Origin of the sequence: Methanosarcina sp. 2.H.T.1A.6 (assembly GCF_000979455.1) — an archaeon.
Classification (GTDB): domain Archaea; phylum Halobacteriota; class Methanosarcinia; order Methanosarcinales; family Methanosarcinaceae; genus Methanosarcina.
This window is the reverse complement of the sequence record NZ_JJOY01000042.1, coordinates 1-22479: the sequence shown is the minus strand read 5'-3', so window position 1 is coordinate 22479 and position 22479 is coordinate 1. Positions and strand designations below refer to the sequence as shown.

Sequence of the window (22479 nt, the reverse complement as noted above, 5' to 3'; positions counted from 1 at the left end):
AAGGAGCAGTAAAGAAACTGCACCTTTTTTGGATTCAATCACTTTTCGGTTTTACCTTATTTTTCAGGAATTTACATCATTCCTGGGGGCATTCCGCCCATTCCCGGCATTCCGCCCATTCCTGGGGGCATTCCGCCCATATCTTCAGGGCCAGGGGCTGCACGGGTAGAAGCTATGATGTCGTCGATCCTGAGGATCATGACTGCAGACTCTGTGGCTGCGTTGATGACCTGGGTCTTGACTCTGAGGGGTTCGACTACGAAGTTCTTCCACATGTCAACGACCTTGCCTTCATAGACATCAAGCCCTGCGGTCTTCATGCCTTTCTCGTGCTGGGAGCGCAGCTCCATGAGCATGTCGATTGGGTCGAGGCCTGCGTTTTCTGCAAGGGTTCTGGGAATTACTTCGAGGGCTTCGGCATAGGCCTTAACAGCAAGCTGTTCCCTTCCTTCGAGGGTTGCTGCGTATTCCTGGAGCCTGAGGGCAACCTCAACTTCAGGGGAGCCGCCGCCTGCAACGAGCTTTTCGTCTTCGATTGCAACGCCTACAACGCGGAGAGCGTCTTCGAGAGCGCTGTCAATGCTGTCAACTACATGTTCTGTGCCGCCGCGCAGGAGGATGGTTACGGCCTTGGGGTTGTTGCAGCCTGTGACAAAGGTCATGTTGTCGCCGCCAACCTTCTTCTCTTCCACGAGCCCTGCGTATCCGAGGTCTTCGGAGGTGACTTCATCCATGTTGGTGATGAGTTTGCCGCCAGTTGCCCTTGCGAGCTTTTCCATGTCGCTCTTCTTGACTCTGCGGATGGCAAAGATGCCTGCCTTTGCGAGGTAGTGCTGGGCAAGGTCTTCAATGCCCTTCTGGCAGAAGACAACGTTTGCACCGCTGCCGATTACCTTCTGGACGATCTTCTTGAGCATCTGCTCTTCCTGGTCAAGGAAGGACTGGAGCTGGTCAGGAGAAGTTATTGAGATTTCGGCGTCTACTTCAGTGTCTTTGAGTTCGATTGCACTGTTAAGGAGGAGGAGCTTTGCATCCTTGACTTTTTCAGGCATGTTGGAGTGGATTCTTTCCTTGTCAATGATCATGCCCTTAATAAGTTCGGAATCCTCGACTCTGCCACCTACTTTCTTGACAACGCTGATGTTGTCCCTGTCCACTGTCCTCTTCTTTTCGTTTGTGTCCACAACGCTTGTGACAGCGTCCACGGCAATTTCGGAGAGGAGTCTCTTGGAGGCCTCTGCACCTTTTCCGGTCATGGCGGTTTCCGCGATGCTGACCAGCAGGTCATGGTTAGACATATCTACATTCATTGCCAGGGAGTTAAGGACTTCAACAGCTTTTTCGGCTGCCAGCCTGTATCCGGATGCAATGATTGTCGGGTGAATTTCCTGTTCGATTAAGTCCTCAGCTTTCTTTAAGAGTTCCCCTGCGACTACTGCTGCACTGGTGGTTCCGTCTCCCACTTCATCGTCTTGGGTCTTGGATACTTCTACCACCATCTTTGCTGCAGGGTGCTCGATGTCCATCTCTTTGAGAATGGTTGCCCCGTCGTTTGTGATGACCACATCACCCATTGCGTCCACAAGCATTTTGTCCATACCTTTGGGACCGAGGGTTGTTCTGACTGCTTCGGCTACTGCCTTTGCGGCCATAATGTTGTTACTCTGGGCATCCCTGCCTCTTGTTCTCTTACTTCCTTCTTTCAAAATGAATATTGGCTGTCCTGCCATGATTTAAATCCTCCATTAGTGTGAATTTGGAATAGCTATGGAATTAAAATCGCATTTTACATGTTTGTACTTCTATATAAACTCATCCCGCAGGTCTCTCTGTAATAAGTGTACTTTGGTATTTGTTTCCTTTAAAAAACAGCCTGTGATGAACTCGTTTTATACCGGATTTCTTTAACAGAAAAGACCAGATTAAAAAGACTCAATCTATACTTTAGTAGTCAATCTTTTTCCAGAATAACCGGAGCAAATAACCCGGAAAATTATCTGGAAAATTACCTGGCAATTACGCGGAAAAACAAATGATAAAAACAAATAAGGACAAATAAACGGGGGCAAAGATATATTCATTTCTCTACCTGGAATACGAAAACAGTAATCTTTTCTCTTGTTAATTTCAGGTTAAAACAGGCAAAAGTAACCTGTATCCTGGCACAGAAGTATCAGGTGATACTGACCATTCTCAGGTAATTAAAGCTGTCATGTTTAAGTTATCACATTAAGCTGTCAGGCAATTTTAGCAAGTATCATAACTTAACAAGTATCATAACTTAACAAGTATCATAACTTAGCAAGTATCATAACTTAGCAAGGCATCATAATTTAGCAAGGTATCATGAGAATGTACTTAATGTATAACTCTCTCAATAAATATGCTCTCTTCCATGCCTTTCCCTCAAATTTAGGGAATCAACTACTATATAATCTTACTCCCTCTTTCTTACATAATATTTTTACTTGTTATATCTCATTACTTACTAATTATTTTTCATCTTCAATTCCAAATGTAAATATTTAATTCCAATTAATCATATGTTCTTTTCGGCAACTGTAAAACATATTGGCTGATGTGGAAAATGTGCCTACTTCTCCGTTTTCTATGGTTTTGTGACTTATGTTGTTAGTCTTCATGCTTTACATTTTCTTTGAAATTGGTTAAGATTTTGACGCTAGATTATTTTTCTCCAGCGAAAACTTTTTTTAATCTGATTTCCTTTGTATTAATAAAAAATCTCAAGAAGAATGTTTTATACCTAAGTAAATATTATATTTTATGTTTGCTCAATATCCGCAATTTAATTCACTATATATACTCATCACATTATTAAAAAACTTAATATCTCTGGAACACATTATATAATTTTTGGGGGCGCGCCAACGGCAAATATCAGAGGAAAAGTACTGGGTATCGACCTGGGAACCACCAATTCTTGTATGGCGATAATTGAGCTTGGTGAACCCAGGGTCATTACCAATTCCGAAGGAAAAAGGCTTACGCCTTCAGTTGTAGGTTTTTCAAAGAAGAATGAGTTACTTGTAGGAGATCTTGCAAAAAGGCAGATGATTTCCAACCATGAGAATACTGTCCAATCCATAAAGAGGAATATGGGGAAACCCGACTACAGGGTGTCACTGAATAATGAAAAATATACTCCTCATGGAATCTCCGCAAAGATCCTTCAAAAACTAAAACATGATGCAGAGAAATACTTAGGGGATGCCGTTGAAAAAGCGGTAATTACTGTCCCTGCTTATTTTAACGATTCTCAACGCTTTGCAACAAAAAAGGCAGGTGAACTTGCAGGTCTGGAAGTACTTAGAGTCATAAATGAACCTACTGCAGCTGCGCTCGCTTACGGTTTAACCGATGGGATGGATAATCGGAAAATTCTGGTTTACGACCTGGGGGGCGGTACTTTTGATGTTTCAATTCTTAAGATTAAAAACGGAATTTTCGAAGTACTGGCTACCAGCGGGGACACCGAACTTGGCGGCGATGATTTCGACAGGCGGATTGTTGAACATCTACTTGCCGAGTTCCAGAAGGCTGAAGGCAAAGACCTTTCAGATATGCCACAGTCGATGCAGCGCGTTAAGGAGGCTGCAGAACGCTGTAAGATTGACCTGTCCGCCCTCACAACTGCAAATGTTAACCTGCCCTATATTTTTGAAAGTAAAACCCTGGATATAGATATAACAAGAGACCAATTCGACATGATGACTGAGGACCTTGTTAAGAAAACTTTATCAATTATGGAAAAAACCCTGCAGGATGGAAAGCTTTCTCCTGTAGAAATTGATGAAGTTATTTTTGTAGGAGGTTCTACCAGAATACCTGCTGTAGTGAAAACTGTAGAAGAGTTCATGGGAAAAAAGGCTCTTCAGAACATTAACCCAGACGAAGTGGTAGCAATGGGGGCTGCTGTTCAGGCAGGGATCCTTGGAAATGAATATCTTAAATCTCCCAGGGAAGAGGTTGACGCAGGCAATCTTGTGCTTCTTGACGTAACCTCTCTTACACTCGGGTTTGAAACCGTGGGAGATTTGATGGCGCCAGTAATTCCAAGGAATACAACAATTCCCACAAGAAATAGTAAAATCTTTACCACCCATTACGACAATCAGAGGGTCGTGAGAGGGAAAATCCTCCAGGGAGAAGAGCGAGCTGCATCAAAAAACGTTACCTTAGGAATGCTTGTTCTCGATAATATTCCCTCTGCCCCAAAAGGCATCCCGCGTATAGAGGTTACTTTTGACATTGACGCTAACGGATTAATAAATGCTACAGCCAAAGACCTTGGGACCGGAATCACGCGAAGTGTTACTATAGAAAGGCCAGAAGGTCTCAATGATTAATTGCTTAATCGATTAACGGCTCAATAATAGATATACAGGTTCAGAGGGTGAAAAGCAGTGGACTATTATCAGTTGTTCGATATTCCCAGAGGTGCAAGCCCTGAGGAGGTCGAAGACAGGTATCACTATTTTGCAAAAAAATATCATCCGGACAGAGCTAAGTCCCCTGATGCCCATGAAAAGTTCATAAAGATCAAGGAAGCTTACGAAACTCTCAAAGACCCTCAAAAAAGAACGGCATATGATAGGTCTTTGCCCCCGGAAGAAAAGGCAACTGAAGTTTTTGCCACTCCTGGGAATTCCAATAGCCAGGAATCTGCCCATGACTCCCAGGGTCCGGATATTCCCGATATACCGTCAGGCTCTAAATCTCCCTTTAGATCGACTACCATTTCCTATGTTCCGTTCAAATCTTCCAGTGATCCTCTGAACTCTGGCCAATCCAATTCCCCTTCCGAATCTAAAACTATTGACTGGTCCAAATATGTCTCTTCCGGAAAGCACCAGGATTCTGAAGACGGAAACCCTTCAGGTAAATCAAACAGAGATAGTGCCGATTGGTCAAGTGTAAAAGTCAGATATGAAGGACTCGTAGAAGAAGTTGATGACAGCAAGCGCAAAAAGAGTTTTTCAGTCAGCTCTTTTTTACTGAAAAGTTTTGTCTACGCCCTTGTTTTTGTCTTTCTTCTGGCAACCGTTGCAGTTGTTTCTCCGGATCAATTAAAAGCTGTCGGGCTGGAAAGTGTAGTAGACTTATTCGATAAAATAATATGACAAAAAGCTGACAGGTGCCTGTTATTTCTTTATTTATTTCTTTGTTTATTTCTTTGTTTATTTCTTTGTTTAATTTCTTCGTTTATTTCTTTGTTTATTTCTTTGTTTATTTCTTCGTTTATTTCTTCGTTTTTTATCCTGCGCTCTTAATGCGTTGTTTCGGGAAGTTTTGAAAGCCCTTCTTCAATTTCCTCGACGTTTTCAAAAGCAATCCCGAGGGGAACTTCAAGATCTTCATATCCGCTGTGTTTTCTTGACCCTTTACACCCGAAAGATAAACCCATACCCTGTTCCAGGGCCAGTACAGTACAATCTCCACAGATTGAAGCTGCACCCATTGTGTTCATTACTGTCCTTTTTCCTTCAGAATAGGCATTCGCCTGGACAATGCGCATGGCTTTCTCAGGTTTAAGGAAAAGAATTAACACATCAAAGTTACCCCTGTTAAGGGAAAGCGGCTCGATAACTATGGAACAAAATTCTCTCTTTAATCTTGGAAGGGAAAGGGCTGCTTTTTCTGCAGCCTGCATATTCCTGTATCTTCCGGATTTAAGGTAATATTCAGAAGGGCTTTCCTCAGAGAGACCCAGGACATAGTCTCCGGGAGAGCAGCTCTGTCCGGAAATCCGAAATTTCTCTCCCATGCGGGCTTTCTGCACAAGTTCGCAAAAGAGAAAGCCGGATTTTTCTGGAAGTTCTTCACTTCCTTTTCCGGCTACTTTTTCTTTTGTCTCTGCTTCCTGGAATGGTACTGTTCCCTGGAATGGTACTGCTCCCCGGAATCCTTCTTTTGTATCCCCTTCTTCTATCTCAAAGGTTACACATACAGGCTCTCCAGTTTCCATCAGCCTTTTAAGTTCCGGGTATCCTGAAAACGGTACTTCTTCTCTTTGCATACGGCCCATTCCTGTTTTTACTGCTTATTTTTACTTGAATTCCGCTTTTACGGAGGTGAAGATCGGGCCTCTGAAATCTATTTTTTTATTTTTACCTGTGATATACCGCTGGACAGTAGAGCCTATTTTAATGTTGACTTCAGAGGGGACCTTGACAATTCTTACCCTGACAATATGCTCATCTGCTCCGGACATTGCGGCTTCTTCAATTTCCCAGGCAGCCTGGGCAGCAAAAGCCTCTATAAAACGTATGCCTGCCCTTGCAGAGTGGTTTTCAAAAGCTTTCTGCCATTTCTTGTTATTCGGGATTCCCAGAATGTCTCCCTGATAGGCAACGACCTCATTAAAGGCTGCAGGACCGCAGAGTTTTGTATTCTCTTCTGGTTCGATTACGGAGACTTTTACTTTCCTTCCGCAAACTTCCCCTTCCCAGGCAGGGAACTCACAGGGGCTTGGCTCTTCTCCGTGCAGTTCGCACTGAGAAACGATGCCATCTACAATAGCCTGCCCTTCCGGAGTCTCAGGCATTTTGTCTACAAAGACCTGCTTTGCAAGTTCACTGTCAGGCATCTCCCACTCGCTGTACTGCGGAATCTGCGGGTAGGTCAGGGAGCGGACATCGGGGGCATCATGCAGGATCATGGCAAGCCTTTCGACCCCAAGCCCGAGGTTCATGACAGGGTACGGAATATCATATTCTGCAAGTGCTGTTGGAGAGTATATTCCGAAAGTTGCAACCTCAATCCAGCCGTCAGAGTACTTGGAGTTCGAGCCCACGAGTTTCGGGTGGAAGGCAAAGACCTCGATCTGGGTGTCAGGCACATAGTATTTGCTGCGTTTTTCATCGGGCCTGAAGAGGAACTTTTCAAAGCCGAACTGGGAGAGGAGCCCCTGGGCAACGGCTTTCCCGTGGTCTACGGTCACGTCCTCGTCCATGATCACGCAGGAAGCTGAGTAGTAGGTCATGAGCCTTGAGGCATCTTCCTGCTGCTCTCTCCTGAAACAGCGGTCTATCGAGAAGAAGTGGAATGGAGGCTCTTCTCTCTCAAGGAGGGAACTGAGGGAAATGAACCAGCCGCTTGTCATATGGCTGCGCAGCGTTTTTGTGCTTGCCTGGGGTACAAGCTCTTTGAATTCAGGAAAAACCCTTTCAATCATGTCAGCTACAAGGGCATCGGAAACCCCGAGAGCTGCTGAGATCTCGGGAACAAGGTCATCTCCCTCAACCTTCCCTTTTTTGTAAGCGTGGAGTTCTTTCCTGATTTTGTCTATTCCTTCTTCTCCTATGTCGCCCAGGATTTCTGTTACCTGTGCAATGCGCTCGTCAGAAATCCCTACATTGGGGCGGGGCAGCCCTGCAAGATAGAAACAGCGGTCAAGGACTGCGAGGGCTTCGCTTCCGAACTGCTTGTGAACCTCTTTTTCATCAACTATAAGAGGGTTCATCATTTCTTCAAAACCCATGCGCAGATAGGCTTCCCTCAGTTTCTGGATTGTATCATAAACAGGGTGAGCCTTCCCGTATCTCAGGGTAGTTCTTGGGTAACGTTCGTTAAGGGTAGGTGTTTTGACCATTTTTTTACCCTCGTTCCAGGCAAGGTCAAAATTCTCTTTTGCATCCTTTTTTATTTTTTCTGGATCAAATCTCATGGATATCCTCTTGTAACTGATTATTGGAATTCTGGATCTGTCAGACCCTTACGGTTTTATCGTTTATATGCATATGTTGAATTGTTTAGCGGCCCGGTTAAGTACACTGGATAAGGGGCGTCAGGTAGCCGGGTACTAAATTGTAATTTTACTACACCAAATAGTAAATGATTTTAGTGGTATTATGAAAATTATTTAGCTCTCCTTTTCAGCCTGTAGCTCTGTAAGGGCGCTGCAGGAGAGAGTTGTCTTACAGTCTGGATTCCAGGCTCTGCATTGCAAGCTCAAGCTTTTTCTGCTGAATTGAGTTTACCACATCGCCGCGTGTTTTTTCTATCAGAGATCGGGATACATCGGTCTTTCGCCTGAGCCCTCCGGTTATCGCGTCAGGGTAGTCAAAGTCCATAAGGACTGCATGGATATTTTCCATGATCCCTAAAAATACTTCGGCCTTTTCAAAGGAATCTTCCCTGATAAGGTCAAGGACATGTCTCCTGAGTTCTCCCACTACATCTCCAAGCCCGTTAAGATAGGCAGCGTACTCAACTCTCAGTTCATCCGGAGATGGAAGATTTTGTGTCTTTCCTTCGTCTTTTAAAAGGATGTAGAGAACTGAAACTTCCGTATATTCCTGCTGGGCATGTTCTACAAATCCGGCGTGGTAAATATCAGCATGTCCTTCGAACCTGGCTTCAAGCTTTTTTAAAGCTCTTCCAGCCGCCTCTATGCTGTTACCAGCTTTTTCAAAGTCCTTCCCATGCAGGGCAAAGCTTGCTGTCCTGCATTCCCTGACAGTTTCCCTTGAAATTTTCAGTCCTTCTTCTCTGATCTTATCTTTAACCTCGAAATTCTCCCTTATCCGTATAGAAATTTCTTTCAGCATTACTTTTGCCCCCCTGTAAGCTTTTTATATTTTTATGGAATGAAGTGTAAAACCCTCAGGTTTTGGCCTGGGGAAGTTCACGATACTGGCTTTCCACCGGTATCAAGTTATTCTCTATTTTTTTACACATTTAGATGTGTTTTCGGTTTTTATATGCTTTTTCAAGCTTCTATGCCTATATCTCAGCATTCCCTTCTAATTGTATTATGTCTATGGCCTGAACCTGTTGCCTGTCACAGTTTATAATTTTCTTTATTCTGTATAAACTGATTATGAGGTTCTTTATATCTTTATCCCTATTTTTATCTCTTCTTTCGCGTATAAACTCTATACATTTATTATCCTTTTGAAGCCCTGGTCATAGTATGAATTTGAAATTCGATTCAGAAAAAAATCGAGAAAAGATAAAAGTTATGTCGAAAAAAAAATGAAAAAGGTTTTTACCTTATCGGTATCCCTTATCATTTAAGTTGATTCGAAAAGCAGCTGGAGGCGACCATCTTACTAAGTCGCTTCCCTTCGGCTCTTAGTTTAGAATCAAATAAAGTTCGGGATTTTTAACAGAATCGTCTCAAGAAACGAATCTGAGCGTTTTTCTTTCCGGGAGCCGGTTTCTTTCTTTAAGATACTCTCGGAAAAAATCCTTTTTACGGGATTAGAACAATTCTTTTGTTTTCTCTGGCTTTACTCATCTACTGGAATGGTTTCAAGCTGGCTTGAAAGGTTCCATATCAGAGTCCTCGTGTGCAGAGGAAGGTTCGGGTCGTTGCTTACATCTTCAAGAATGGAAATGCTTGATGCTGCTCTAAGGAACAGAGGTTCGGAGTCTTTGTTCAGGATATCTATGATTTCATTCACAGAACGCCTGATATTTCTTGGAACTGAAGAGTCACTGGTTATGCTTTCTAGGACATGAAGACATTGTTTGATAACTTCTGCTGAATCATTTGATGACATTTGAATCACCTTCGCAGTCAATTATGATTAAAAATTAGAGCTAATAAATTAGTGTTAGACAGGCTCGTTATATAAAATATTATCGGTAATCCGTGAGCCCGATTGTGTCAGGGTCTTCTCTATACGATTCTGGATACAGACCCTTTTCCGTTTTGTGCATGATAAAGGTAGTTTCATATAGAGGGAGCTACAGGAAAAATCTTATTAAATAAGTGAGAAACTGTGCAAAAAGGAATGTTAGGCATATGGATTCTGAAAAAGACCAAAAAGTAAAGCGTATAGCCCGTTTCCTGGAACTCGGAGGCACAATGCTTGCCGAACACTGCAAAGTCTGCGGAGCTCCAAAATTTCGTTATCAGGGCACGGTAATCTGTCCTATCTGTGATGTCCGGGAAGAAAAGGAAGAAACTCCGGCTCCCGAACCTGCGGCAGAAGTCCGGGTCCCAGAAGCCAGGTCTTCTACTGAGAGAGACAGATCCTCTTTTGAGACCAGAAATAAAGTACAGGCACGCAGACTGAAAGCAAGGTTCGGGCAAAGAACGCCGGATGCCGAAAATGAAGAAGATGAAGTTCTCCCGTCTGTGGAAGAAGAGATTCCAGAGACTACTTATGAGGCTGAAGAGGTCGGAAGAACGGTTCCTGAAGTTCAGACCGCACCCGCAGTCCGGGCAGGGAAAAGGACTGCATCATCTATGGTTTCTACAGCTCATGGAAACCGCGATGTGCTGGAAAACCTTCTCTTTAAAAAGATGGTCAGTATCGCAGATTCCCTTCAGGACGAAAAGAACCCGCGCAGCATTGCTGAGCAATTCGAGCTGATCGAAAAAGGCATTGGTCTGGTAGAGCGGCTGAGGCAGGTGTGAACTGCCCCCAGGCGAAAGACCTGGGGGTTTTACGCTCCTTTCTATAAAATCTAATTGCAGGCAAAGCGGAAATAGATAGGGTAAGGGATAGGCGAGCCAGAAATAAGATCAATTCAAGTTATGATCAATTCAAGTTATGATCAATTCAAGTCAAGATCAATTCAAGTTAATAATAGGTATAACTAGTGTTGAAGATATGCAGGCTTGATGATCTGCCGAAAAACATCCCCTGAAAGAGGAAGCTCGGAAAAACTGGTTGCATATAAATTATATAATCGGAAGAAAAGTTCACAATAGAACGGAGTCGTAGAAAAAGAATCTGTTATAAGGTATAAAAATCAAAAAAGAAGATTTTCCGGACAAAATCTGGAAAAAAAAGCTCTTCTGAAGATTTGCTTGAGAAATCTGGTTTTCCCTGTTTCTTTTCCGTCTTCAAGAAGTTTGGTATGCCCTGACTGGCAGGAATTTCCCTGAAAAACCTATTTTTTTCTCGGGAAACTTTGGGCTTGACGTGTACCCTTTCTCTCTCATGCCTGCGGCAAAGTCCGTCGAATGTCGATTTTGCTCTATGGGGCATCTTTTCAGGCTAGTCTTATTTTTATACAAGCGTTTTAATTCGAATCACAAGATATATTTATTATATATTATATATCTATTATTTTTATCATATTTCCTGATCTTTCATTATAGTTTTGCACTTTTTGATTACAGGAATCCACGTTTCCGATTTCAATTCCACATGGGGCACATTTTTGAAAATTATGCCTCTTCACGATACGATGCTGTTTTTCTTAATAACTCCGTTAACTTCCCAAAGATGATACAGGATGAGGTTTTTTTCTATAATTATTTATCGTTAAGGATTCTGCAATTATTTTTCAAATCTGCATTTTGAAATGGCACAGATCTATCACGATTTATCATAAATTTCTTTTAGGTGTGTTTATATTTATGACCAGCTGAATGTATATTGAGAGGTGATGAAAGCATGAGAGAGATATACAGAGACCTGCTTTCATGTCTTATTACCTTTTTGAGGTTGCTTGGAGCACTGATCCTTCTCTTCCCGTTTGGGTGGGTTTTCATTCTCCTCGGTGTGCTGCCTGAGCCAAAATGCACAGTTCAAAGGCGGCATCTCGAAAAAATATTCTGCAACGTCAAAAGGTATTGATAGGACAGGTTTTTTTCGAGTGGGATTTCCCCAGGGAATTCCTCTTTAAAAAACGATTTTTTTCCGGAGCCTACAGGTTGAGCACTGTTATTTCAGGCTTATAGTATGCGGTTTTCCTCGAATGCTGTTGCCGGCTATCCTCCTATAGTCATAATAGGTCTTTTTCAGCCTGAATCTCGGGAAAATTTATTTTTTATTTATTTTTCACTTAATTTTTTTCTTTTTTTCATTCAGTTCTAACTGTAACTGATGAGATACCGGACTTATTCCCGTTAATTTGCTTTTTTCCTGTTTATCCTTTATACGGACTTTCGAGCACTTCTCTGATCCTGGCGGCTGCTTTAGGCCCTATTAGTTTTACTTTTTTCAACTCTTCAGTATCAGCCAGCATAATAGCCTCTACTGATCCAAAGTGCAAAAGGAGGTTTCTGGCGGCCTTTGGCCCGATATTCGAAATAGAAGAAATAAGGTATTCCTGCTGCTCTACAAGGGAGCTGGCAGATTTCTTCCCGTGCGGATTGATTTCATGTTTGTTTTCTGTTTGTTCCCTCTTTGCGAGTATTTTCAAAATAGAAGCTGTTTCTTCCTCATCTCTGGAATAAAGGATGGCTACTCTAAAGTCGAGTGCAATGGATGCAAGTGAGCCGTAAATGGCGTTAGGGTTGATCTGCCTGGAAGTGAAAAGGTCTTCTCCTTCAATAATCAGGACAGGTTTTTCATAAACCCTCGCAAGGTCTGAAAGCTGGGCAAAGAGGTTGCGCTTTCCGTCGATCAGAGAACTTGCAAAGTCATCCGTGCGCTTTCTTTCTACTGCAAGACGATCGCTTACCACATAGTCCCCTACTTCGAGAGCCTCAAAGCTAAGTTCCATCCCGAGTCTGTCCAGGGTTTTTGCAACTCCGCATTTTGTCTCCCTGTGGTCGATCACTATTCTGAGAGGCTCGGTTTCGGGTTCTGTTCCGGATATTCCCGGTTTATTTACAGATTTCCTTCCGGAAAGAGCTTCGAAGTCTACCAGGGTTTTTTGCCTTTCTTTTGCGTTTACATCTGCTTTTTCATTTCCATCCTTCTTTCCATTCTCATCTGCACCTGTTTCCAGGTACGTTTCCAGGTATATGTCTTTATTTTCTCCGTTTTTCCTGATGTCCGCAGGACTGCTATTGAAACCGTTTCCGTCTTCATCCTCGTTTTCCATTTCGATTTCTTCCATTTTCAGCTTCGAGTCTGAAGTACAGGATAGGTTTTCGAAATCCGAAAGTTCTGCACTCTTCTTTGAAGCCTTTGGGGTAAGAACGGTTTCAAGCCCGTGCATGCTGTTAAGCATCTTCTTTTCCTTGTTTTTGCTGCTCCAGTAGTAGGCTTCGTCCCGTGTGCCCTTTGTCACAAGCACAATTACTCTGCCTTTTTGCTGCCTGCCAGTCCTGCCCTTACGCTGGATGCTGCGGATTTCCGAGGGGATGGGTTCGTAAAATAACACCATGTCCGTGGAGGGGATATCAAGCCCTTCTTCAGCAACTGAAGTAGCTACAAGTACGTTGTATTCCCCTGCCCTGAATTTATCGAGGATTCCCGCTTGCTGTTTCTGTGTAAGTCCTTTGTCTTTATGCCGTGAACCCTGCCCCACAAAACGGATAGGGGCAACTCCTGGAGCCTCAGAAAGGGCATTTGCCACTATTTCGGCAGTGTCCCTGTAGTTGGTAAACACAATTACCCGGGAATCAGGGTTTTCTTCCAGCTGTTCGGATACGATCTTCCGTGCAAGCGCAAGTTTAGGATGTTCGACATCGCATTCCTTTACTCTGTACAGGGCTTTTCTCATGTAGAGATCGTCCATGAGCCTTTTTGCTGCCTTGCTCGAACTGCTGGAAGAGGCTTCAGCCTCCAATTTTTCCAGGTACTTTTTTAGAGTCTCAAGTCCCTGTGTCTCCACCATTTCCACAGCATGGTTAACCTTCATCATCTCAGCAACCACAGACATGGCAGAGAAAATTGCAGGGTCGCCCCCTATACGGATTTTATCCTGGAGTTGTTTCTGGAGAAGCAGGAGATCTTTTTTGGAGACGTATTTTCCACTGCCTGCGGAAAACCCCATTTCTCTTATGATTCCGAGCCTATCATCCAGGATCTTCTCCAGATATCCCCGAATTTCAGCCATTTCGGCAGGAAGCTGGACCTGAAGCCACTCTAATTCTTTTTCCTGCACATAAGGGCGAACATCCCTGTCTTTCTCGGTTTTCACAGCTACATTTTCAACATGCAAAGCCTGACAGACCTCTGCGATTTTCTCGTCTGAGCTGCCCGGGCTTGCGGTAATTCCTAGCACATGGGGATTTTTTGCGCTCTCAAAGTACTTTTCCGCAATAAAGGTATAAGCATAATTTCCGACTGCCCTGTGGGCTTCATCAAAAGTGATGTGGCTGACGTCTTCAAGGCTGATCCGTTTCGTAAGAAGGTCGTTTTCAATAACCTGGGGAGTAGACACTATCAATTTTCCCTGTGCCCAGAGCTTTTCCCGCTCAGCAGGGGCAATGCTGCCTGTAAAAGCTAGAATTTCTTCTTCGGGAAGGGTCATCACCTTTTTAAAAAAAGCAGCATGCTGGTCTACAAGAGGTTTTGTAGGAGAAAGTATCAGGGCTTTTCCCCCGAAACGCTGGAGCCTGGAAGCAATTACGAAAAGAGCTATAATGGTTTTTCCAAGTCCTGTGGGGAGCACAACCAGGCTTGAGCCCTCCAGGGCTTTTCCTGCAAGGTTGAGCTGGTAAAGTCTCTGCTCAACTGTGTCGGGCTTTATCAATGGATGCTTCATACATGCCTGTTTCTCAGGAAAAAGACTCTCGTTCATTTTGCGTCAGGATTATTTTGTTTCAGATTTATCTTTGTTTCAGCCTTATTTCATTTCAGCCTTATTTCATTTCAAGGTTCTTTTATTTCAAAGCTTTAATTCAATTCTAAAAAAGTAATATTAATCCGTAATAAAAAATAAAAGTTTTGCTGCAGGCTTCTCAGCCCGCAGCTCAGGAATTGCAGTATCCTTTATTTTAGAAGTTAAAAGGCTTGCCTGCGGATTCGAAATCTCTGCCCCTGTAGATCAATTCGTAGAGCACGTTTTCGATTCCGTCGATCGGAGCCCGTACCTGGCGCATGGCGTCCCTGTCCCTGATTGTAACGGTCCCATCTTCAAGGGTGTCGTAGTCCACGGTAACTGAGTAAGGAGTCCCGATTTCGTCGTTTCTCCTGTAGCGGCGCCCGATGGTCCCGGAGTCGTCATAATTGACAAGCAGGCTCTTTTCCCTGAGTTTTGCAATGATCTCTTTTGCAGGGTCTGCAAGCTCTTTACGGGTCAGGAGTGGAAGAACTGCTACCTGCACAGGCGCGACTGCGCTTGAGAAATGCATTACAAGGCGGGCTTCCTCTTCACCTTCTCCTTCACCCTTTGCTGCTTCAGGTTCATTTTCTGTTTCTTCTGCTTCTCCTGCACCTTTAAGTCCGGATTCGGCTGCCTTCTGAGCAACGTTTTCTTCGTCAAAGGCGTGTTCCATTACGCCGTAGAAGATCCTGTCTATACCATAGGAAGGCTCAATCACGTGAGGAATTACGTTTTCTCCGCTGACTTTTACGGTCTCCTCAGCAAAGTCCACCACATCGGAGCTGACTGTCAGTTCTTCCCCGTCTACGGTGACTTTGATTTGATCTTTTGAGAGCGAGAGCTCTGCTTCTGAAAGCTGTTTTAAGGCATCTGCAACGGCTTTTGCTTTGCCCTTGAAGAGCGGGCCGAGCTTTCCCATGTTTGGTTTTACAACAAAACGGGTCACCATTTTGGGCTCTTCGTATTCCACATAAACGTAAAGCTCGGTCTTGCTGACTTTTGCATGGGCTTTAAGGTCATAGTCCGTCCTGTCGGCAATTCCCACGATCTCTACCCAGCCGAAGCGTTCTGTCTCGATTTCAGCATCCCAGCAGTCGATTGCATAATGCGCCATCTCGTCTTTCAGGTGCTGTCTGAACCTTAGTCTTGCAGGGTCGATACCTACCTTTGTCAGGAACTCGTTCGTGAGCGCGATGTTGTAGCCCAGAACCTCGTGGGCAATGATTCCCTTTTCCACGGCCTCTCTTACGGTTATCCTGAATGGTTCGCCCTTCTGTTGTGCCTCCTGCGAATAAAGACTAAGTTCCCTGTCTGCAAAACGCTCAAAGTTGGGGTGTTTCTTGTTCCTGGGGTCAACGAAGATCTCACACTCGGCCTGCGTGAACTCCCTGAGCCTTATTACGCCCTGCCTTGGCGCAATCTCGTTCCTGTAAGACTTGCCGATCTGTACTGCTCCAAAAGGCAGCTTATCCCTGTAGAAGCGGGACAACCTCTGGAAGTCCACAAACATCCCCTGCGCCGTTTCCGGCCTGAGGTAACCCTGCCTTCCGGTGCCGGGTCCGATTGTGGTCTTGAACATCAGGTTAAACTCATAGGCGTCGTTGAATTCTCCGCCGCATTCAGGACAGGTGATCCCTTTTTCTTTAATGACCTGCGTGAGCTGTTCTGCACTCAGGGTTCCTGCCGCATTCATTACGTTTTCCACAAGGTGGTCAGCCCTGAATGCTTCCCCGCATTTTTTGCATTCGCAGAGGGGGTCTGAAAAGCCGCCCACGTGCCCGGATGCGACAAAAACATCCTCAATTCCTATGGTCGGGCATTCGATTTCCATATGCCCTTCCTGGATGACGTAAAACTCTCTCCAGATCTGCTCAATCCGCCTCTTTAACGTGCTCCCGAGAGGCCCGTAATCATAAAACCCACGGCTTCCGCCATACAGCTCAAAAGAGTTCCACAAAAAGCCGCGGCGCTTTGCCAGCTCGAATACCTTCTCGTACTTGTCCATTTTATAATCCTCGTGAAATTGATTGGGGGATATAGGGTAATTGTAAATTCTTGATTTGTCCGAAATATTAGATGGATAAAGGGAATCATTATATTAAATTTGCACTGCTCTGGGGTGGGTTGTTGAAAAGGTTGAGTCGGATTTTCCGGGGAGTCCGGCAGAAAAATAACAATAAAGTTGTAAAAATTCGGCAGGACTTGCTTTATTCTGAATTAGTTGGGAGAAGCCGTATGGTAAAGGCTGTCAACAAAGCACTTTGAAAAGGATTCCGAAGACCATTCAAGGAACAGAATGGAGGTCCCTTGATACTCTCGCATTTCAACTCTTATCTTATGATAACCGGCAGGGAGATATATTGTTCCTGTTTTTGTGGTTATGGGATGCCTTGCTGAAGAGCTCGGTTCTTTAATGACAGTTGTGCCGTCAATATAAAGCTGTGCCCAATCATCTGAAGTCAGATAAAATGTATAACTGGAATTCTGCTCTATTTTGATGAAGCCTTCATAAACGACACTGAAAGTATCCAGCGTATTCAGGATACCATAAGGCCAGTTTTGGATGTCGCTGCCATGAATACTGGCGGCTAAATATGTATTTTCTGCAAACTTCAGTCTGGAATCAGTATGTTTAACTGCGGGGCCATTGAAATGCGTCCCCTGGTAATAGTAACCAACAATCCCTGGCTTGTATTTCGTATCATTCCCTGGCTGATATTCCGTATCATTCCCTGGCTGATATTCCGTATCATTCCCTGGCTGATATTCCGTATCATTCCCTGGCTGATATTCCGTATCAATCCCATTCATGAACCTGATATTCTGGATAAAAACAGGTTTTTTAGTCCTGAGATCAATGACCTTAAAAGTTGCGAAGTCTCCGGCGTTTATGGGTATCAAATTTCCTTTCCTATCCTTCAGAGGCAGTAGCTTAGTATCACCGACCTTCAAAACTTCAAGGTTTGAAGCCTCAAGGAGGTTATTCTTTCCGGCCATATCAAGGATTACGGAAGTCGTTGAGTTACTGAAATCTATAGGGTCGCCCCCACGATGCTCTATTTTCAGCGTACTGGTGTTATATTCATAAACCCTGAGGTCTGCAAGCGGGGCCGGATCTAAATTATCCGGATTATTTCCAGCAAAAAAAGCAGATGCTATAAGAGCCACAATCAAAAAAACAATAGCAAGCATAAGAGCTGTTCCTATTAGTGGGGCAAGTCCAGCTCTGTTTTTCAGCAGATTTTCCGACATCATGTATATCTTTTAAACAAAAGTCATCAATCACAGTACGAAATATTATTACATTTATGCTGTCGGTTTTGGATCAAATTAAACTGTATTTCAGGGTCCAGGCATAAAACCGATCTTCTCGGTCAGTTCATATTACGAGTCTTATAAATCTCCCTACATAATGACATATTATATATTTTTAAACACTGTTTATATACTTTTCTACTCTATAATGGACTTTCCGCAGATGTCGGTGTACTTTTCTTTTACCTTATTTTGTCCTCAGCCGGATTTGCACTTAAATTTCGCTTTGCACGATAAATGGAGGTAAAGAATAAATCTCCGTCAGCGTCTTCTGTTTTCGATCCCGGGTTTATAAGCTATGCTCCGTTTTCGTGGCCTTTCCTCTTTTGCTATTAATATTCAGCTTTTTTTTCATGCTTGATGCCTGAAAGGTTCATTGGAGGGTCTGGATATTATTTGAGTTGTCATATAAAATTCTCTTATACAAGCTCAACAACTTTTAATATCACAAGCTTCTAAAGCTAGAGTCGGTGGGGTAAACTATGGCATTTTCAATATGGGGATGCCTCTTTGAGATTACGTCGGATAGTGTATACTACGCAGGGTGCCTTCGAACAGAAGGCTCCTTTTTGAGATAGAGTTGGGTAGAATACGTTATACACCGGGCATTTTCAAACAGAGAGTGCTTTGAGTTAACGTCTGATAGAATACATTATCAGTGGGGTTATGGTAAAAATGCTATTAAAAAGTTTAAAAGAAATCATAAAAACCGTAATAGAAGAGAAAAGTTTACAAACGGAAACGATTATGGAGATCGCGGAATGGGTCCATAGTCTGGAGTTTCTAACAATAAAGGTGATAATGTTTTCTTTAACTGTTTATCACCTGTATGAATACACGGTTCAAAATATATTTTGAACTGTGTGTTAAAACTGTACTTTAAAACCGCAGTTAATATGGTACTGCAGGTTTGCCTCCTTTCGAGTTTGAATTGAAAAATCTGCTTTCTACTGAAACGAAATGTTTCCGGACTACAGTTAAGGGGAACCCTGTGGGGCACCAGTGGTCAGTTAAAGCAGACAGACGGCTGCCGCTTTTGTTATGGCAGGACTTATGCAGCTCAACCGTACTCATATGAAACGAGAACGAAACGAGAACGAAAATGAGAACGAAAATGAGAACGAAAATGAGAACCGCAAATCTGAGGCCCCAAACGTTAAGGCAAAATGCTTTTTCAAAGCTCAGGTCTGTCAGGTTCCGTTTCATAACTGTGTAAGTAGCATCCTTAGAAAAGGAGGCTTTGCTTCAAGCATGGCTTCAAAACGCCTGGGGTTGAAACAATCTACATAGGGTGGATCAGACACCCTACTCTAATACCCCGCCTGTTTCAAAAATCCTCAGGTTAAAGCTAATCGGAGTTAAAATTACCGGTTAATAGCCATAAAAGGAAGCATTCTCAAATCAAAAATAAACCTTCTCAGTCCAAAAAGAACCAGGGCTCAGCAAATGCTAAACAAACAGCTCTGTGATTTATTTTTTGCTTCGGCACTTTTGCCGTTGCATTTTTTTGTTTTTAATTTCACTCTCTCGTTTTATTTCTTTCCCCTTGTCACTTTTTAGGCTTTGTCATCCGATAGGGATGCCTGTTCTTCCATATGCAGCTATTTTCCATAAATTTTAAATTAGCCGGAAACTTATGGGAACGCTAATGGTCCCAAAAATTCTTGTTACAAATGATGATGGTGTTTATTCGACTGGCCTGAAAGCTGCCTTTGACAGTGTTTCGGACCTGGGGGAAGTTACGATTTCGGCTCCTTCTGTCCAGCAGAGCGGGGTCGGACGTTCGATTTCTATCTTTGAACCCCTCCGGATTACAAAAACCGATGTAGGAGGCGCACCTGCTTATGCTGTGGGTGGGACTCCAACGGATTCTGTAATTCTGGGCATCTTTACCATCCTCAAACAAATGCCAGACCTGGTGCTCTCGGGCTTTAACATTGGAGAGAACATCAGCACGGATACGATCACCACCTCAGGGACTATCGGAGGAGCCCTTGAAGCTGCAAGCTATGGCGTTCCGGCAATTGCCGCCTCCATGCAGGTGCTTGACGAAGGGCAAAAATTCGACGATCCCAGGGACTATCACAGAGAACGCTTCGAAGCCGGGATCAAAATCGTAAACAGAGTGGCTCGAAACGTCCTCAGGTACGGCATGCCTGAAAATGTGGATCTTTTAAACATCAACATTCCCTACCATGCCGAAGAAGACACCCCCATAGAAATAACCCGCCTTGCGCGGAAGGTCTTCAAAACTGACGTGGAAGAGCGGCGTGACCCCAGGGGCAGGCCGTATTACTGGATTGCAGGAGACCTTATCCGCGAAGAAGAAGAAGGGACGGATGTGCACGCTATCATGCAGAAAGGGCACGTTTCAATAACTCCTATCTCTCTGGACTCAACGGCAAGAATAGAATTTTCGGAGATCGAAAAATATCTCTGAGCCCTTGAGCCCTTAATAGTCTCTGAAACAGAAGGAAAGGCTCACTGAAAAAAGAATAAAATAGCTTTTAAAAAAGAAGGATAAGATCTTTCCGGAGAAAATACTGTTTTTCCCCTTTCAGCCGGAAGCCCCGTTTTATTCTTTTATTTTATTCTTTTTCCCTGTTTTGCTTTTTATTTTATTCTTTTTCCCCTTTTTGTTTTTTGTTTTATTCTTTTTCCCCTTTTTGTTTTATTCCTTTTCTACTTTTATGGATATTTCCTTCCATTCGTCGTCAATAGTGTGGAGTGACTCAACCATCGCTTTGATCACGTTTCCTAAGATTTTCTGGACAAACTCGTTCGTGGGAATTTTTCTGTCATCTACTGAAAGTTCAATTTTCACTTTTTCTCCTCCTTATTTTCCAGATTTTTCTTCTTTTCTTTCATCTACTTTTTTATGTTTTCTTTTGTCTTTTTCCTTATTTCGATCCCTATTGCAGGAGTACAGTAAGGTTTCCTCCGGCTTACTGCAAGCCTGAGAAGTTTTTCGATCTCTTCGGGGCTCTTTGCTTCCCGGGCATCAACAAGGTTATCATGTACAAGCAGGCAGGGCTTGAACTTTCCATCGGCTGTAATCCTTAGCCTGCTGCAGTGGGCGCAGAACTCCGAGTTGTCCATTGGCCGCACAAATTCCACTTCCACTCCATCGATAATATATTTTTTCCGGTGGTGCAGGTGCCGGACTCTTACCTCGCTTGCCCGTTCTTCAAGGCTTTTTTCGAGGGCTTTTGAGTCAATAGTATACTTTGAAAGCCCTGGATCGATATTCATGAGCTCAATAAGCTGCAGGATAACATTTCCTTCATAAGGACGGATAAAATCCATCATTGCATCGATCTCATTGTCGTTTATGCCTTTCAGGAGCACCATGTTCAGCTTTACCGGTGTCAGTCCAGCTTCAACTGCGCTGTCGATACCTTTTATTACTTTCTCAAGAGAGCCCTTAGGAGCTCCGGTAATCGCTTCGTATTTTTCTGGGACAAGAGAGTCCAGGCTCACATTTATCCTGTCCAGGCCTGCAGCTTTCAGGGTTTTTGCACGCTTTTCAAGCAGGATGCCGTTTGTGGTTGCCGAGACTTCTTTAAGGGAGGGGAGACAGGCAAGGATTTCTTCAAAGTCCTTTCTGAAAAGAGGTTCCCCCCCTGAGAACTTTACTTTGCGGACTCCGAATTTTTCTGCTTCCCTGACAATCCCGCAGATAAGTTCCGGGCTCATCTCGTGCCCTAAAGGGCCGCAGGTGCAGCAGTCTGCTCCTTCATTATGGCAGTACATGCAGGCAAGGTTGCACCTTTCCGTTATGGATATGCGAAGCCCGGTTACTTTGCGCCCGTAAGGGTCAACCAGGATTTTTTCTTCTTTTTCTTTCGGAAGCAGGGAATTTTTCCCTGAATTGTTGTCCTTCATATTTCCTCGGCGGATTTATATAATCGAGGTAATAATATTTTTCGGTAGAATCTTAATCTGATCACTGGAGTGATCAAAAGTATAATGACTAAAAAGAATAGCTGCTAGCGATATGTTTCATCTACTATAATACATAATTGCAGCTAATATAAATCGATAGCGCATATTATTTCGGAAATTCGCGGAAGAAAAATATTGCAGTTTGATTCTTTACTCTGGCTTTCTTCAGGTTTAATTACTTCGAAGGGGTGGAGGGCCACGAATACTCCTCCTTGCAGGTAGGGGACGAAGTGAACTCTCGCCGGCTTTTCTTTTTGTTCCTTTAGTTCTATCGATCCGTTGGAATGTGACCGCGTATGCCATCAAGCGCTATATCAAGGAACCGCAGAGGACACCGAAAGCCGAGTTTCAATCGCCTAATTAAGGAAATCTATGCAAAGGAGAGTCAACGAGTTTTGAGATATCCAAAAATCAGGTAAATTTACTATTAAAAATGTTAAAAAAGTTATCTGGAAAATAGTTGCATCCAATGGTTGCATTTTAACTTTTTGTGCGGAGAGTATGTCTAACCCTCCGGCACATAAGTTATTTTCTGGCCAATTGATTCTACTTATTCAATGGTCTTGTATAATATCTGCAGGGCTTACCTGTTCAGAGATTTTCTTATTAACATTCTTTTGCTGGGGTTTCTGCAACTTCCGGGCAGTCTTCTGCTTCATCTGCTGGGGTTTCTACAACTTCCGGGCAGTCTTCTGCTTCATCTGCTGGAGTTTCTACAACTTCGGGGCAGTCTTCTGCTTCATCTGCTGGAGTTTCTACAACTTCGGGGCAGTCTTCTGCTTCATCTGCTGG

General features: G+C 43.6%; 17 protein-coding genes. 6 read left to right on the top strand and 11 right to left on the bottom strand.

What is annotated here, in order from left to right:
* Positions 1-71 precede the first annotated feature (71 nt).
* The gene (gene thsA / locus EO98_RS12260; RefSeq protein ID WP_048138573.1) at positions 72-1730 is read right to left on the bottom strand and encodes a thermosome subunit alpha; all 1659 of its coding nucleotides are present in this window, start codon (positions 1728-1730) and stop codon (positions 72-74) included.
* A gap of 1086 nt (positions 1731-2816) precedes the next feature.
* Between thsA and dnaK the strand changes: the two genes are divergently transcribed.
* Entirely contained in the window at positions 2817-4367 is a 1551-nt protein-coding gene (dnaK, locus tag EO98_RS12255; RefSeq protein ID WP_369799048.1) for a molecular chaperone DnaK, read from the top strand.
* Between the two features lie 57 nt (positions 4368-4424).
* Complete coding sequence (locus tag EO98_RS12250; RefSeq protein ID WP_048138572.1) at positions 4425-5141, top strand: J domain-containing protein; 717 nt, start codon at positions 4425-4427, stop codon at positions 5139-5141.
* Positions 5142-5287: 146 nt separating this feature from the next.
* Here EO98_RS12250 and EO98_RS12245 read toward each other — a convergent pair whose 3' ends face one another.
* The 4 genes from EO98_RS12245 to EO98_RS12230 form a co-directional block, all read right to left on the bottom strand.
* Positions 5288-6037 (bottom strand): DUF169 domain-containing protein, encoded by a 750-nt coding sequence (locus tag EO98_RS12245; protein ID WP_048138571.1) that lies wholly within the window; start codon positions 6035-6037, stop codon positions 5288-5290.
* A 30-nt stretch (positions 6038-6067) separates the two neighbouring features.
* Positions 6068-7687: an O-phosphoserine--tRNA ligase gene (sepS, locus tag EO98_RS12240; RefSeq protein WP_048138570.1), complete on the bottom strand. Its 1620-nt coding sequence runs from the start codon at positions 7685-7687 to the stop codon at positions 6068-6070.
* Between the two features lie 250 nt (positions 7688-7937).
* Positions 7938-8570 carry a haloacid dehalogenase gene (locus EO98_RS12235; protein WP_048138569.1) on the bottom strand — a complete coding sequence of 211 codons (633 nt, stop codon included), beginning with the start codon at positions 8568-8570 and terminating at the stop codon, positions 7938-7940.
* Positions 8571-9254: 684 nt separating this feature from the next.
* Positions 9255-9527 carry a UPF0147 family protein gene (locus EO98_RS12230; RefSeq protein WP_048135465.1) on the bottom strand — a complete coding sequence of 91 codons (273 nt, stop codon included), beginning with the start codon at positions 9525-9527 and terminating at the stop codon, positions 9255-9257.
* Positions 9528-9772: 245 nt separating this feature from the next.
* Here EO98_RS12230 and EO98_RS12225 point away from each other — a divergent pair, with 245 nt between their 5' ends.
* A complete protein-coding gene (locus tag EO98_RS12225; protein ID WP_048138567.1) occupies positions 9773-10390 on the top strand; it encodes an Sjogren's syndrome/scleroderma autoantigen 1 family protein in 618 nt (205 codons plus the stop codon).
* Between the two features lie 988 nt (positions 10391-11378).
* A complete protein-coding gene (locus EO98_RS12215; RefSeq protein ID WP_048135471.1) occupies positions 11379-11561 on the top strand; it encodes a hypothetical protein in 183 nt (60 codons plus the stop codon).
* Positions 11562-11853: 292 nt separating this feature from the next.
* On the opposite strand, the gene EO98_RS12210 is transcribed toward EO98_RS12215, so the two are convergent.
* The 3 genes from EO98_RS12210 to EO98_RS12200 form a co-directional block, all read right to left on the bottom strand.
* Positions 11854-14403: a DEAD/DEAH box helicase gene (locus EO98_RS12210; RefSeq protein ID WP_048138564.1), complete on the bottom strand. Its 2550-nt coding sequence runs from the start codon at positions 14401-14403 to the stop codon at positions 11854-11856.
* A 196-nt stretch (positions 14404-14599) separates the two neighbouring features.
* Positions 14600-16432: a glycine--tRNA ligase gene (glyS, locus tag EO98_RS12205; protein ID WP_048138561.1), complete on the bottom strand. Its 1833-nt coding sequence runs from the start codon at positions 16430-16432 to the stop codon at positions 14600-14602.
* A gap of 212 nt (positions 16433-16644) precedes the next feature.
* On the bottom strand, positions 16645-17682 hold the full coding sequence (locus tag EO98_RS12200; protein WP_082098598.1) for a PA14 domain-containing protein: 1038 nt from the start codon (positions 17680-17682) through the stop codon (positions 16645-16647).
* A 1101-nt stretch (positions 17683-18783) separates the two neighbouring features.
* Between EO98_RS12200 and EO98_RS12190 the strand changes: the two genes are divergently transcribed.
* Positions 18784-19032 carry a hypothetical protein gene (locus EO98_RS12190; RefSeq protein WP_048138555.1) on the top strand — a complete coding sequence of 83 codons (249 nt, stop codon included), beginning with the start codon at positions 18784-18786 and terminating at the stop codon, positions 19030-19032.
* 346 nt (positions 19033-19378) lie between these two features.
* Positions 19379-20182 carry a 5'/3'-nucleotidase SurE gene (gene surE, locus EO98_RS12185; protein ID WP_048138553.1) on the top strand — a complete coding sequence of 268 codons (804 nt, stop codon included), beginning with the start codon at positions 19379-19381 and terminating at the stop codon, positions 20180-20182.
* 231 nt (positions 20183-20413) lie between these two features.
* On the opposite strand, the gene EO98_RS18910 is transcribed toward surE, so the two are convergent.
* The 3 genes from EO98_RS18910 to EO98_RS18770 all read right to left on the bottom strand — a co-directional run.
* Positions 20414-20566, bottom strand: a complete 153-nt coding sequence (locus EO98_RS18910; RefSeq protein ID WP_200895052.1) for a hypothetical protein — start codon at positions 20564-20566, stop codon at positions 20414-20416.
* A 44-nt stretch (positions 20567-20610) separates the two neighbouring features.
* The gene (gene moaA, locus EO98_RS12180; protein WP_048138550.1) at positions 20611-21627 is read right to left on the bottom strand and encodes a GTP 3',8-cyclase MoaA; all 1017 of its coding nucleotides are present in this window, start codon (positions 21625-21627) and stop codon (positions 20611-20613) included.
* Between the two features lie 666 nt (positions 21628-22293).
* Positions 22294-22479: hypothetical protein (locus EO98_RS18770; RefSeq protein WP_048160063.1), on the bottom strand; the 186-nt coding region annotated here is incomplete at its 5' end.